Origin of the sequence: Streptomyces sp. CA-135486 (assembly GCF_050936555.1) — a bacterium.
Classification (GTDB): Bacteria; Actinomycetota; Actinomycetes; order Streptomycetales; family Streptomycetaceae; genus Streptomyces.
In genome coordinates this window covers 674226-688620 of record NZ_JBNJMM010000001.1, presented here as the reverse complement: position 1 = coordinate 688620, position 14395 = coordinate 674226, and the positions used below count along the sequence as shown (strand labels likewise).

Here is a 14395-nt window from a genome sequence, read left to right as displayed (position 1 = left end):
GTGATTGTGCTTCGGTGCACAAGACCCTGCGGTGATCGATGGTAGGCAGTCCCCGGGGCCGGGGCCACTGATTCGCCGAACGATTCCCCCGCAGTTGCGGATGCGCGAAGCTGCCGTCAGCCGGCCGACTGCACGGCGCCCCCCAGCGGGGGATACTCCTCGGCCTCCTCCGTGTTCGCCGTGTCCAGCGGGCTGGGCGTGTTGAAGCGGAGCCGGAACTCCGCCCAATAGACCTTGCCCGCGATCACATAGCTCTCGATGGAACCGGGCTCCAGCAGGAAGACGGACGTGTCCTCCTCGATCGGCCCGATACGCCCCTCCAGGACGGACCGCTCCGCCTCGTCCGCGATGCGGAGATGGAGCGGCCCCATGTCCTTCCAGCAGGAGATCCTGTCGACCCCGGCGAAGTAGACGTCGAGGACGGTCCCGTCGAAGTCGTCCTCCGGCTCCGGGTCGAGCTCGGGGAAGCCGCGGAGGATCGCATGCGTGTGACCGTGCCGGTAGTCGATCAGGCTGAAACTCCGCCGGTCGGTGAATCCGAGTTCGCCCGGCACCACAGCGGTCACTTCACCTTCCCCCATCCGTCCAGTCGCCGGTTCCAGCGATAGAAGTCGACCTTGTCCATCATCCCGGCCTTGTCCACCTCGAGCAGCTCCCACTGGGTCGCCATGGGGCCGCCCTTGGCCTTGGCGTCTTCCTTCGCCCTCTTCAGGGCGCCCGCCGGACCCTTGTTCGCGCCGGGCAGTCCGTCCAGCATGAAGGAGATACGCGCCTCTCCGCGGCTCAGGCGGTCGATGGACCTGGTCACATCACCCTGCCAGTCCTTGGACTCCATGAAGTGCCGGGCGTCCATGTCCTTGGCGAACTTCTTGACCGTGAGGTCACCGCCGCCCCTCGGCTGCCGTCCGAGCGCGACATGGTCGACCGGGCCGGCCTTGCGACCGACGCCGCAGTTGTGAACAAGCGCGGTCGTCGCGCCCGCCGCCACGAAGTACGTGTGCGCGCTGTCGACGCTCAGGTTGTGGACGGTCGCCTGCTGCGTCCAGGCACGGACCGCAGCAACCTGGACCCAGCTGCCTGCGCCCGTCTGCAGCCACTGGCCCGGCTTCAGCTCGCCGGCCTTCAGCCACTTGCCGAGCGAGGGGACCCAGAAGGGGTGGCCCTCGGTGGCGGTGATCGTGTCGGTCGCTTCGCCCTTGTCGCCGTCCGTGTCGACCGTCAGCTCGACCAGGTGCTTCGCGCCCTTGCCCACGATGGTGCCGGTGACCTCCTGCTGAGAGGTCTTGCCGGTCGTCGGATCGGTGGCCATCACCTCGTCACCGGTCTCGACCTGCTCGATCGGTTTACGGGTGCCGTCGGCCATCACCACTTCGGTGCCCGGCACAAAGCTGTTCCCGACCAGGTCCTTGGCGAACTCCACGCACTCGACCGCCGACTCGACCCGGTCGACCGCATCGTCGACCTTCTCGGCCGCCTTCGCGATGTCGTCCGCGTACTTCGCCGCCTTCGACGCCATCCGCCCGGCCTTCGCCGCCCGGACCAGGCCCGCTCCCGCGCCGCCCAGCGCCACGCCCGCGACCGTCGCGACCGCCCAGGCGCAGGCCTCCATGTCGCCCTTGGTGACGCAGTTCTTGATGTCGTTGAAGCCGGTGACTTCGCCGACCACGTTGCCGACCGTCTTGACGCCTTCCCAGACCTCGCCCCAGTCGACCGCGTTCTTGACGTCCTCGACGACCGCGCCGACCTGTTCGACGACCGCCTGGCGGATCGAGTCCGCCGCCTTGGCGGCGTCCACGATCACATTGCGGGCCGAGCTGAGCAGCAGCGCCGGGAGTCTGGGGTCGCCGGTCACCACCATCGTGGCGACCGTGATCAGCGGTTTCGCCGCGGCGATGATCTCCGGGATCGGGTTGTGCTTGGCCGCGTAGGCCACCGCTTCCTTGGCCTTGCGGGTGATCGCCGCTCTCGCCTCGTGGTACGCCCGGCGTGCCTGCTCGGCCTTCTCCTTGGCCCATTCGGTGATGCCGGTTCTGCGCCCGATGTCCTTCGCGATCCTGATGCCCGCGTCGACCACGTGCTTCAGGCCCGACTTCTCATAGGCCCACGACGCGGCCTTGCCCAGGGCCCGGCCGGCGATCCGCAGCGCCGAGAGCGGGTGGCGCACCGTGTAGACCACCGCGTTCACGACGGCCTTGGCGCCCTTGTACGCCGCGCGGACGTACTTGTTCTTCTTGACCTTGTTCCACGTCTTCTTGCACCAGCCACAGCTCGGCCAGTGGCCGTCCGGGTCGGAGTAGTCCATCGGTGCGCCGGCGCCGTAGGTGTACCGGTTGGCCAGGATCGACGCGCCCGAGGCGTAGTTGTACGAGTCGCGCGAGTCGAACGCGCCCGTGCCCGGGTCGTACCAGCGCGCCCCCATGTTCACCTGGTCGGTGTCCGGGTCCGTGTAGTCGCCCTGGAAGCCCGCGTTGCCCGCCACGTCCGTCGTGCCCAGCGTCTGGCCGAAGGGGTCGTACGCCGTCGACTTCGTCAGCGACGTCGCGGCCCCGTCCGTCGCCGACATATTGCCGACCACGTCGCCGTGCTTGTCCTCGACCGTCAGCTGCGCCGGGCCGCCGCCCTCGGCGACCGCGAGCAGTTCGTCCGCCGCGCCCCGGCCATAGGTGGCCGTCTGGTCCTTGACCGGGTCCGGGGCCAGGCCCGCGTAGCTGAAGTCCACGCCGTTGCGCGACGACACCCGGTCCAGGGAGTCGTACGTGTACTGCGTGCCGGACTCGCCCGCCTTCGTCATACGGTCGAAGGCGTCGAAGGTGAAGTTCTCCGTCAGACCTGAGCTGGTACGGGTGGCCAGCGTGCCGCGCGGGGTGTGGTCGTAGGTGTAGTCCCCGTCGGACAGCAGCCGGTTGCGCTCGTCGTATGTGGCGGTCTTGTCGCCGTTCTTGATCCGGTTGCCGCTGTCGTCCCAGCCGTACGCCGTTGTTCTGCCGTCGCCCGTCCAGGACGTGAGCCGGCCCGCGTCGTCATAGGCGTAGCTGTTGTCGCCCGCCTTCGCGGTCCCGGCGGTCTTCTTCGAGGTGAGGTGGTCGTCGCTGTCGTAGCCGTAGTCGGTCGAGGCGACCGTGCCGCCGCCGCTGCTCTTGACCGTGTCCGTGTCGAGACGCCCGAGATCGTCGTAGGTGAAGGAACGCGACTGTCCCGCACCGTAGGTGATCTGCTTGACAGCGCCGGACGCGTCGTAGCCGTAGCTCTGTGCCGTGCCGGTGAGCGGGTCCTTGGCGGTGTTCAGCTGCTGCTTGACATAGCCGAAGGTCGCGGTGCCCGCCGCGTCGGTGCGGCTGGTGAGCTGGCCGTCGTTGTTGTACTCGTACGCGGCCGTGCCCGACGGTCCGTCGGCCTTCAGCAGCGAGCCGCGGTCGTTGTACTCATAGGTGTTGTCGCCCTTCGGGGACGACGCCTTGGTGAGGCGGCCCGCCGGGTCGTACTGGAACCTCTTCTCCGGGGTCGCGACCTCGGCGCCCGTGCCGGTCTCGCGGACCAGCTCCCCGGCCCTGTCGTACTCGCGCTCGCGCACCACGCCGCCCGGCGCGGTCAGCTTCACGGACTGGCCGGCCTTGTCGTACGCGGTGGTCCAGGTGCGGGCCTCGGGCGACGGATCGCGCTGCGTCGACGGCTCGATCACCGACTCGGCCAGGCCGAGCGAATTGACCGTGTAGATCGTCTTGTTGCCGCGGCCGTCGGTGTAGCGGGTGCGGTTGCCCACCGCGTCGTACCCGAAGGACGTGGTGATGGACTTGCCCGCCTCGACCGGTTCGACCTGGCTGCTGAGCCGGCCGAGCGCGTCGTACGCATAGGTCGTGACGCGGTTCAGCGGGTCCGTCGACGTGGTGAGGTTGCCGGCCTTGTCGTAGCCGTAACCCACCTTGCGCAGCTGACTGTTGGTCGCGTCCAGGTCGGCGTCCTGGACCAGCTGGCCGAGGCCGTCGTACAGCTTGGACGAGGTGCGGCCCATGCCGTCGGTCTGGCGCACCTCACGGCCGGTCATGTCGTAGCCGAGTTGCGTGAGCACCCCGGACGGGTCGACCGTCCGCGTCATCTGCCCGAGGGCGTCATAGGTGAACTGGCTGACACCACCGCCCGGCGCGGTCTGCTTCACCACATTGCCCGCGTCGTCGTACTCGTTGCGGGTGGTGAAGGCCGCGGGCACCGGCTTGCGCTCGATCTGTGTGGTGGTGACCGGGCGGTCCAGGTCGTCGTACGTGGTCTCGGCGCGCGACCCGTTCGGGTCGGTGACCGTGAGCACCTCGCCGGTGCGGGTGTAGGTGTACTTCCACTGGGCGCGGTCGTCACCGGTGCCGACCGGTACGTCCTTGACGGTCATCCGGTTCTGGCGGTCGTAGCTGAACTTGGTGACGCGTCCCAGTGGGTCGGTCGACTCCACGACATTGCCCAGCGCGTCGTATGTGTTGCTCGTGCTCGGCGTGAAGCTCTCGGTCGAGCCCGGGGGCGTGTACGAGGGCGCGGAACTGGTGAGCACCCGCCCGAGCCGGTCGTACGTGGTGCGGTTGGTGTTGCCGAGCGCGTCCACCGACTCGGTCACGGCCCCGAAGGTGTCGTACCCGGTGTAGGTGGTGGGGCGCGAGGAGACGGGCGCGGAGCCGTTCGACTCGGTCTGGACGGCGGGCGAGGTGACGGACAGAGGCCGGCCCAGCTCGTCGTAGGCGTACTCCGTCTTGTTGCCCGCCGCGTCCGTCCTGGCCTTCATCAGGCCACGCTGGTCGTAGTCGTACGTGGTGGTGCGGGATTCCGCGCCGTTCTCGATGGTCTCCGTCCTGGCGTTGCCCGCGTCGTCGTAGACATAGCGGACGGTCTCGGGCGTGATGCTGGTCGGCCACGGCACATTGGAGGCCGCGCCGTTGGAGGCGGAGGTCTCCACATTGCCGGCGAGGTCGTAGGTGAAGCTGGTGCGGCGGGCGAGCCCGTTCGGGTCGGTGACGGTCGACTTCTCGCGGCCCACGGCGTCGTAGGTGTGCTCGGTGACGAGCTTGCCGTTGTTGGCCGTCTCGCTGAGGACGTTTCCGGCGCCGTCGTACGTGTTGGACTCGACGAGAATGTCGCGCTTGCTGCCGTCGGGGTTGTGGAAGTCCTTCATGGTGATCGACTTGATGAGGTCGTCGCCGTAGTACTCGTAGACGAGGGTCCGGCCCATGGTGTCGGTGTGCCGGGCGACCCGGCCGCCCATGTCGTACGCGTACGACTGGAGCACCGTGTAGTCGTCGTCACCGCCGTCGTCGTCCCAGTCGTGCAGCCGCGTCTCGGCCATCATGTTCCGCGCGGTGTACAGGTAGGAGAACTTGTTGCCGCCTGCGTCGACCATCGAGGTCTTGTTGCCGAGCGCGTCGTAGGTGTACGTCGTCTCGCTGCCCTCGGCGTCGATCGCCTTCTCCGGGCGGCCGTGCTCATCCAGCTCGAACGTCATCACGCGTGGGGCGTCGCCGCCCAGCACATCGCTGACCTCCGTGCGCACCACCTTGCCGTCGGCGTCGTACGTCGTGACGGTCTTCTGCTGATGCTTGCCGAGCGTGACGACGTTGGTCGCCGCCGGGTCGGTGGTGGAGGCGACGCGGGAGAGCTTGTCGTAGGTGTAGGTCGAGGTGACGCCGGCCGGCTGGGCGTCCGAGACCGCGGTCTCGGTGATCTTCCGGCCGAGCGCGTCGTAGGTGAACTTGGAGATCACGCCGGACCGCTCGGTCACCTGCGCCAGGTCACCGCTCTTGAAGTACTGGTAGCGGGTGACCTTGCCGCGCGGGTCGGTCGTCGTCAGCGGCAGCCCGGTGGGCGTGTTGCCGCCGCCGACGGCCGGTTCGACGCCGGTGGTGTACGTGTGCTTGACCGTTCCGCCGTCGGCCGTGGTCTGCTGGGTCAGCGCGCCACTGGTGTTGTACTGGTACTGCGTGCGGAAACGGTTGTCCGTCGGTCCCGAGGAGCGGCCGTCACGGGACTCGGACGGCTGGTCGGCCCTGAGGTCGAAGTCGCCCGAGGCCACCGGATAGGTGGTGTACGAGGTCTGGCAGTTGTCCTTGGCCCGGCAGGTCGTACGGCTGGTCACATTGCCGCGGTCGTCGTACCCGAGGGTGACCTTGTCGCCGTTCTCGCTGGTGATTCCGGTCTGGAAGCCGTTGTCGCTGTACTCGAAGAGGCGGATCGCGACGCCGTCGGCGGGGTGCCTGATGAAGTCGGGTTCGCTGCCGCCGTCACCGGGCGGGTTGGTGCAGAAGGCCGGGTCGCCCGGGTCGGGCTGGGTGCAGATCTGATCGGGCGGGTTGCTGCCGGACGGGGACGGCGAGGGGGTGGCGCTCTCGCGGGCGCCGAGGGCCATCGGCTCGCCGTAGCGCAGCATCCGCGCGGTCATGCCGTCGTACTCGTAGAAGTACGGGGCGTCCATCTGGTCGTGGACCTCGACGGTGCGCCGCAGGTCCCTGTCGTTGCCGAAGACCGCGGGGGTGCCGATCTTCCAGGTGCCGCCGTTGCTGTCGGTGTACTCCTCGACGCGGTCGCGGGAGGTGTCGTACTGCACCTCGGAGGCGATACGGCCGGACGGCAGCGTCGTCTTCGTCAGTACGTCCGCGGTGCGGGTGCCTTCGCGGTAGTGGCCGGCGACGGCGGCGGAGCCGAGGGGGTGGTGGTAGACGGCGACGTCGTCGATGGTGCCGGCGAAGGACCTGGCGCCGGTGGTGCCCCAGCCGGGCCAGGAGGCGGGGGTGGTGGCGTTGGCCGCACCGATCTGGTTGTACGTCAGATCGCCCTGCACCAGCTGCTTGCCGGTGATGGTGCCGGACAGCTTGCCGTCCAGGTAGAGGCTCTGGGTGGAGCCGGAGGCCGACAGGATGGCGTGGTGCCACTTGCCGTCGTTGACGTTCTTGGTGATGTCGGTGATCGGGGCGACGGTGCCGGTCGAGAACTGGCCGCGCAGCTTGCCGTCCGTGCCGACGTACAGCGTCGGGACGCCGGTGGTGGGCGCGGTGCCCCAGGCCTTGTTCTGGTAGCCGACGAGCGGTCCGCCGACGCCGGTGGCGATGGTCTTGAACCACACCTCGACGGCCGCGTCACGGCTCTTCTTCAGGGTGCCGGCGGGCAGGTCGACGCGTGAGGTGGTGCCGTTGAAGGTGGCGGCGGTGCCGGGGTCGCCGGTGATGGCGCCGGCCGCTCCCAGGGTGACGTTGGAGTAGGTGCCGCGGTCCTTGCCGAGATTGGCCTCGATGGTGCTGTTCGCCGCCGCGCCCTCGTCCTCGCCGAGCCGCCAGTAGGACTCGGGGCGGGAGTCGAGGACCGTGGTCCCGTAGTGGCTGCCGGAGCCGTGGGTGTACTGCGTGCAGCCGCCGTTCGGGTCGCAGACCTTGTCCAGCAGATCGCCGGTGTAGGTGTACGACCAGCTCAGCGGGGCGCCGTCGACGGCGGTCGTCGACACCTTGGTGACGTGCGCGCCGGTCCAGGTGAACGTCAGCGAGCGGTTGCTCCGGGCGTTGACCGCGGTCGAGAGCTTGCCGCCGCTGTAGGTGTAGGTGACGGCGTTGGAGTACTGGTCGGTGACCTTGCTCAGCAGACCGCCGGTGCTGAAGTCGTACGTCGTGCCCGACTTGTCCTGGAGCTTGTAGGTGGTGGCCGTGGCGTCGTACGTCAGCTTGGCGAACCGGCCCGGCGGCGGCGCGAAGGTGCCGTCGGAGTTCTTGCCGAAGCGGACGTCCTGGCCGTCCGGGTAGCGGATGACGACATTGCCGGTGCCGTCGTCGTCCGGCGTGAGCCGCATGTCGTAGCGGGTCGACCAGCCGGCACCGAAGGCGAGGTCACGCCGCGGGTCGAGGCTGTTGTACGTCCGCACGAGCGTGAGCTCGGGACCCACGCCGGTGATGGACGCGTCGATGGCGGCCGAGGTGAAGTTGCCGACGTTCGGGTCGAACTCCTTGCCCTGCGCCTCGGAGAGCCGCGAGGTGATCTCGGGCTGCGGGACCGCGGCCACCAGGGCGATCTGCGCGGTGGGCACCTCGTTGGAGGCGTCCTTGACGAAGCCGCGCCACAGATAGGTCTTGCCCCACTTCAGCCGCCCAGCCGGGACCGGATACGCGGATGCGGTCTGGTAGGCGGAGGTGGTGCAGCCGGTCGGCTTGCCGTCCTTGTCCGCCTCACAGATCTCGTACTTGTACTGGAGAGCGGAGCCGGGAGGGGCGTCGATGTCCACACCGCTCGCCCACAGCTGCGGGGTCAGCGTCTGCGCCTGGTAACCGTTGGGCGGGGACTGCTCCTTGACCACCGGAGCGATGTCGAAGACCTGGAGGGTCAGCCGGCCGGGCGGCACCTGCTCGTCGGTGAAGACCTTGCCGCCCTGGCGCACCATCGTGAAGTCGAGCAGGTACGTGCCGGGGGGCAGCGCCTTGATGGTCGCGTCCAGGGTGGTCTTCGCGCCGAACGCCACATTGCCGGTGAGATTGGCCGCGCGCTGCTGGGTGACCAGCTTGCCCTTGGAGTTGTAGGCCCGGTACGCGAGGTAGTAGCTGCCCGGCGTCCAGGTCTCCGCGCCCTTGTTGGTGACGGTGACCTTGACCTTGCCGGCCTGGTTCTGCAGGACCGGCGGGTCGGGGACGGGCTTGGGGAAGGAGTAGGTCGCGCTGTACGGGGAGTGCGTGACGAACAGCTTCGGCGGGTTGGCCGTCGAGTGGCCGGTCAGCTTCTTGAACGCGAGCGAGTCGGAGGCCGAGGCACGCAGGGACAGACCGTAGTTGGGCTGGGTGCCGTCCACCCAGCGCTGCACCAGGTCGCGGCCGCCCTTGCCGAGGTCGAAGAGCTCACCGGCGGCGGGGCAGGCGGACTGGGACTGGCCGAAGCCGACGTAGCCGTACGCGAAGGACCTCGAGGCGAGCGCGCCCCCCACCGCAGGACCGGGGTAGGAGGTGCCGGTGCCCGCCGTCCAGGACTCGGTCACCGGGTGCACGGAGACCGGACGCGGCTTGCAGGATGCCGAGTCGAAGTTCACGATCTGGAGCTGCGCGCCGAAGATGCGGTGGCGCTTCAGCTCCTCGTCGAGGCCCGGGAAGCCGAGGAAGGAGTAGGTGGCGCCGGTCGGGCCCTTGCCGACCTGGAGTTCGCTGGAGCCGACGACGGACGCGCCGCCGTTCCTGACGTACATCGAGGTGGAGGCCGCGGTGGTGTCGACGGAGGGGTCGATACGGACCGGGAAGGCGCGGGCCGGGTCGGCCAGCCAGGCGGCGTCGGCGCTCACCTTCAGGGCCTGGCCGCCGCCCTGCTCGATCAGTTCGTAGCGGACGGCGTGCGAGACGGCGCCCTTGGCGTCCTCCATGAAGCCGGCCGGGATCACGGCCTTGGTGCGGCCCGCCGAGTCGGCGAGGACGATCGTCCCGTCACCCGCGCGTGCGGTGAGTCCGCTGAGGCTCAGCGGGAAGACAAAGCCCGCGGGGGCGTCGGCGGAGCGCAGAACGAGGGTCTCCTTGACCCCGCCCGTCTGCGAGTCGAGCCACAGGTCGGTGCCGGGCAGGACCTTCTCGTACACGACCCGGTTGCCCTCGGCGCTGCCCTTGGCGGCGGCCGCGCCGCTCAGCCCGTAGGCGAAGGACTCACCGGAGGGGAGGGTGAGCGCGGCGAGCCGCTGTGCGTCGGCGCGCTCGGCGATGCGCAGGTCGACGGAGTCGGCGGCGTTGGCCCAGCCGCCGTTCTGCTCCACCACGTCCGCGTTGATGGGCCGCCAGACACCGCGCTCGTCCTGGTAGTTGATAGGGGTGGTGGAGAGCTCGCTGGTGCGGGTGCCGTCCTCGTTGGCGTAGGTGCGGCTGCGCGCATCGCGCTCGGAGACGATCTCCTGGCTGGTCCTGCGGTCGAAGCCCTTGAGCTTCGGGGCGGGCGGCGTGGAGACCTCGGCGGTGTTGCGCCCGGCGGCGGGCCTGGCCGAAGCGGGGCTCCTCAGCGGGTACTTGGAGCGCAGCGACTCGGGGGCCTCGGTGTTGCCGGGGCCGCCCACGCCGTGGCTGCGGCCCTCGGCGCTGCCCCAGCGCTGGCCGGGGCCCTTCGCGGCGGCGGGCGCCTCGGGGAATAACGGGAAGCCGACGCCGGCCACGGCGAGTGAGCCGAGGGCCAGCACCAGAGCGACGGAGACGCCAATCGCCTTGGACCATCTGCTGCGGCGCAGCCTGGTCAGCAGGAAATTGCGCGCGAGTCTCCGGTACACCGGCGGTTCCCCCAGAAGCCGAAAGCGAATGTGCACACAGAGCCTGACTGTTTGTGATGACCACGTCGACTACTTGTGTGGACCATTCACCTGAGCGTTATCGTGTCGTGATCATCAAGGCGGCATCCGCCCGTAATGTTCAAGGTCGCCGAGGACAGCCCAGCTGACGGGGGGGCTTCCGCTCGGAGCCTCAAGAGGCAGCCGTACAGGCTCATTTGACGGAAGGACAGCGAGAACTCACATGGCATTAACCTTTCACCACAAGCGGCGCACTCTGACGGCAGCGGCCACGGCCGTCGCCGCGGCACTGCCCCTGCTCATCGCGGCGCCCGGCACGGCGCAGGCCGCCGAGTCGGCGGCCTGCCCGCCCAACGGCAAGACATATGTGGTCAATTCATCGGGCTCTTTGCTTCAGTACACGATGGCGGCCCCGCTCTCCGGCTCCACCTTCTCGGCGTACAGCACGGCCGGCACGAACTGGGGGGCGTACGGCAAGGTGCTCGCCGGGCCGAACGGCGAGTTCTACGCCTTCAAGTCGGACGGCACGTACTACGCCCACCGCACCGACAGCGGCACCTGGGACATAGCCCCCAAGAGGATCAGCACCGCCCTGGGCTGGCTCGGGAACGCCGCGGACCACGAGCAGGCCACCGTCGACCGTGACGGCTGGCTGTGGGTGGCCGACAACCTCGGTCAGCTGTACGCCTACCGGTACGACTCGACGATCGGGACGAGCGGCGGACTGAAGTCGCTCAAGATCCTGGACAAGGGCTGGGACCGCTACAACCTGATCACCGCGGGCGACAAGGGCGTTCTGTACGGGCGCGCCACCGACGGCAGGCTCTACCGCTCCCGCTACGACGTCACCAGCCAGCGCTGGATCGAGCGTCATGTCCTGGTCGGCTCCGCGGCCTGGGGCAACTTCAAGACCATCACCGCGGGCGGCGGCGACACCCTGGTGGCCGTGCAGACCAGCGGTGAGGCGCTGTACTACCGCTACGACGAGAACACCCGCACCTGGCCGGTCCTGGCCAAGCAGGTGGCCGCGGGCGGCTGGCAGAACTTCCCCAACGTCACCTCCAGGCCCGACAACTGCAGCCTGGTCGCCAACCACACCCCGGCGGCGCCCTCGGTCCCGCTGGAGAACTACAGCCGCGCCTCGGTCATCCAGTCCTCCGCCGGTTCGCTGGAGTTCGCGTACACCGACAACATCGGGCGACTCGTCCACGGCCGGATGCCGGACGCGTCCAACACCAACAACGTGCTGTGGACCACGATCTCGGGGACCGAGGCCTTCGCCGGTACGCCGTGGCTCGCCGAGCAGGCCGACGGCCGGGTCTCCGTCACCGCGCACAACACCTCGGGCAGCGTCTGGCAGCGCAACCAGACCGCCAAGACCAGTGCGGACTGGGCGAACTGGACCGACCTGGCAGGCGCGATGGCGCAGCACGCGGTGACCGCGAAGACGTCCGCCGGTCTCCTGGTGCAGTTCTCCGTCGACGCCGGGGGCAGGCCCTGGTACCGCATCCAGACCGCGGCGAACGCCGACTCCATGGGCTGGATGCCGCTGACCGGCTCCGGCTTCGCCGGGTCCTTCACCACCGTGCCCGTGCGCGACGGCATCCAGCTGTTCGGCAAGGGCGCCGACGGCACGCTGTCCACCGCCCTGTTCAAGGACGACGGGACCCTGTCGGCCTGGACCTCGCTGGGCAGCCAGACGGTCACCGGCACCCCGGCCGTGGTCGTCTACCCCGGCTTCCGTATCCGCGTCTTCGCGACGGACACCGCGGGCAGCGTCGTGACGGCGACCCAGTCCGCCGAGGGCGGGGCGTACGGAGCGTGGACCCAGGTCGACACGGTCGCCGCGGCCGGCTCCCCCAGCGCCGTGATCTCCCCGCTGACCGGCCTCACCGAGCTCGTCGTGCGCGGCACGGACGGCTACATCCACAGCACCGGCGAGACCACCCAGGGCTCGGGCGTCTGGCGCGCCTGGAAGTCGGAGAGCTTCGAGACCTCCGCGACCGAACCGACGGCCTTCACCTACACCAACAGCACGGGTCCGACCTGGGCCTTCTCCTTCCGCACGGCGGACAACCAGACCAGGGTCTACCAGGTCCAGCCGAGCTCGGCGTTCGCCGCGCGCTCGTTGCCCACGCCGCCCGCCACATGATCCGCTCGCTGACCGGAAAGACAGATATGACGTACACCTCCACGCACAGATCCCGGCGCTGGGCGGCGATCGCGACCGCCGCTGCCGCCACCCTCCCGCTGCTGGTCGCCGTGCCGGGCACCGCGCACGCGGCCGATGCGGCGAGCTGCGACGCCAACGGCCCCACCTTCGCCGTCACCGCGGCGGGCGCGCTTCAGCAGTACACGATGAAGACGCCGCTGAGCGGCACCTTCTACGCCGGTCCGACCACCATCGGCTCCGGCTGGCAGAACTTCGGCCGGGTGTTCGCCGGTCCCGACGGCTCGTTCTACGGGGTCAAGTCGGACGGCCTGTACTACGGCCACCGCACTTCTGCCGGCACCTGGGACATCCAGCCGAAGAAGGTCAGCAGCAGCTTCGGCTGGCTGGTCAACACGGCCGACCACGACCAGGCGACGGTCGACCGCAACGGCTGGTTCTGGGTGGCCGAGAACACGGGCGCGCTGCGCGCGTACAAGTACAACGCCGCCGCGGGCGGCTGGGACGTCGGCACCAGCAAGGCGCACGACGACGGCTGGAACCGCTACAACCTGATCACCGCGGCCGACGCGGGTGTCATCTACGGCCGGGCGGCGGCGGACGGCAAGCTCTACCGCTCCCGCTACGACCTCACCAGCCAGCGCTGGATCGAGCGCCATGTGCTGGTGAGCGGGAGTGACTGGAACCAGTTCAAGTCCATCTCCTCGGGCGGCGGCGACACCCTGGTGGCGACCGTGAAGAGCACCGGCGAGGCGTACTACTACCGCTTCGACGAGAACACCCGCACCTGGCCGGTCAACCGGGTGGAGGTGGGCAGCAGCGGCTGGCAGAACTTCCGGGACGTCGCGGCGGCGCCCGACAACTGCCGGATCCTGGCGAACCACACGCCCGCAGCGCCCGCGCTCACCCAGGAGCAGTACAGCCGCACCTCGGTGATCCAGTCCTCGGCCGGCTCGCTGGAGTTCGCGTACACCGACAACATCGGCCGCCTGGTGCACGGCCGGATGCCGGACGCCTCCAACACCAACAACGTGCAGTGGACCACGCTCTCCGGCAATGAGGCCTTCACCGGGCAGCCCTCGCTCGCCGAGCAGGCCGATGGCCGGGTCTCCGTCACCGCGCGCAACGCCTCCGGCAGCATCTGGCAGCGCAACCAGACCGCCAAGACCAGTGCGGACTGGGCGAACTGGACCGACCTGGCAGGCGCGATGGCGCAGCACGCGGTCACCGCGAAAACCTCCTCCGGTCTCCTGGTGCAGTTCGCCGCCGACGCGAACGGCAAGCCCTGGTACCGCATCCAGACCGCGGCCAACGGCGACCTCAAGGGCTGGATGCCGCTGACCGGCTCGGGCTTCACCGGGTCGTTCACCACCGTGCCGGTACGGGACGGCATCCAGCTCTTCGGCAAGGACGGCTCCGGTGTCCTGAGCACCGCCCTGTTCAAGGCCGACGGCAGCATCTCCGCCTGGACCACGCTGGGCGCGCAGGCGATCACCGGCACGCCGTCCGCGGTCGTCTACCCGGGCTACCGCATCCGGGTCTTCGCCACCGACGGGAACGGCAAGGTCGTCACCGCGGCCCAGTCCACCGAGGGCGGGGCGTACGGCGGCTGGAGCCAGGTCGGCGACCTCACGGCCAAGGGCTCGCCCAGCGCCGTGATCTCCCCGCTGACGGGCCTCACCGAGATCGTCGTCCGCGGTGGCGCGGACGACTTCGTCCACAACACCGGTGAGACCACCCAGGGTTCCGGTGTCTGGCGCACCTGGCAGCAGGCCTCCTTCGAGACCTCCGCCACCGAGCCCACCGCGGTGGCGTACACCAACGCGACCGGCCCGACCTGGGCGTACTCCTTCCGTACGGCCGACAACCAGACGCGTTTCTACGCCGCCCAGCAGACGTCGTCGTTCAGCGCGCGCTCGCTGCCGGCGCCCGAGTAGCACCGACCGGCCAAGCACGACCGCGGGGGCGGCCCCTCC

General features: G+C 69.4%; 4 protein-coding genes. 2 read left to right on the top strand and 2 right to left on the bottom strand.

Annotated elements, in window-relative coordinates:
- Positions 1 to 116: 116 nt before the first annotated feature.
- Positions 117 to 566 (bottom strand): hypothetical protein, encoded by a 450-nt coding sequence (locus tag ACQEVG_RS03165; protein WP_432976633.1) that lies wholly within the window; start codon positions 564 to 566, stop codon positions 117 to 119.
- The gene (locus ACQEVG_RS03160; RefSeq protein ID WP_432976630.1) at positions 563 to 10231 is read right to left on the bottom strand and encodes a polymorphic toxin-type HINT domain-containing protein; all 9669 of its coding nucleotides are present in this window, start codon (positions 10229 to 10231) and stop codon (positions 563 to 565) included. The genes ACQEVG_RS03165 and ACQEVG_RS03160 overlap by 4 nt, the downstream gene beginning before the upstream one ends.
- A 241-nt stretch (positions 10232 to 10472) precedes the next feature.
- Here ACQEVG_RS03160 and ACQEVG_RS03155 point away from each other — a divergent pair, with 241 nt between their 5' ends.
- Together ACQEVG_RS03155 and ACQEVG_RS03150 are read left to right on the top strand one after the other, a co-directional pair.
- On the top strand, positions 10473 to 12401 hold the full coding sequence (locus ACQEVG_RS03155) for a tachylectin-related carbohydrate-binding protein (RefSeq protein ID WP_432976627.1): 1929 nt from the start codon (positions 10473 to 10475) through the stop codon (positions 12399 to 12401).
- Positions 12402 to 12427: 26 nt separating this feature from the next.
- Positions 12428 to 14356: a tachylectin-related carbohydrate-binding protein gene (locus ACQEVG_RS03150; protein ID WP_432976624.1), complete on the top strand. Its 1929-nt coding sequence runs from the start codon at positions 12428 to 12430 to the stop codon at positions 14354 to 14356.
- Positions 14357 to 14395: the final 39 nt, after the last annotated feature.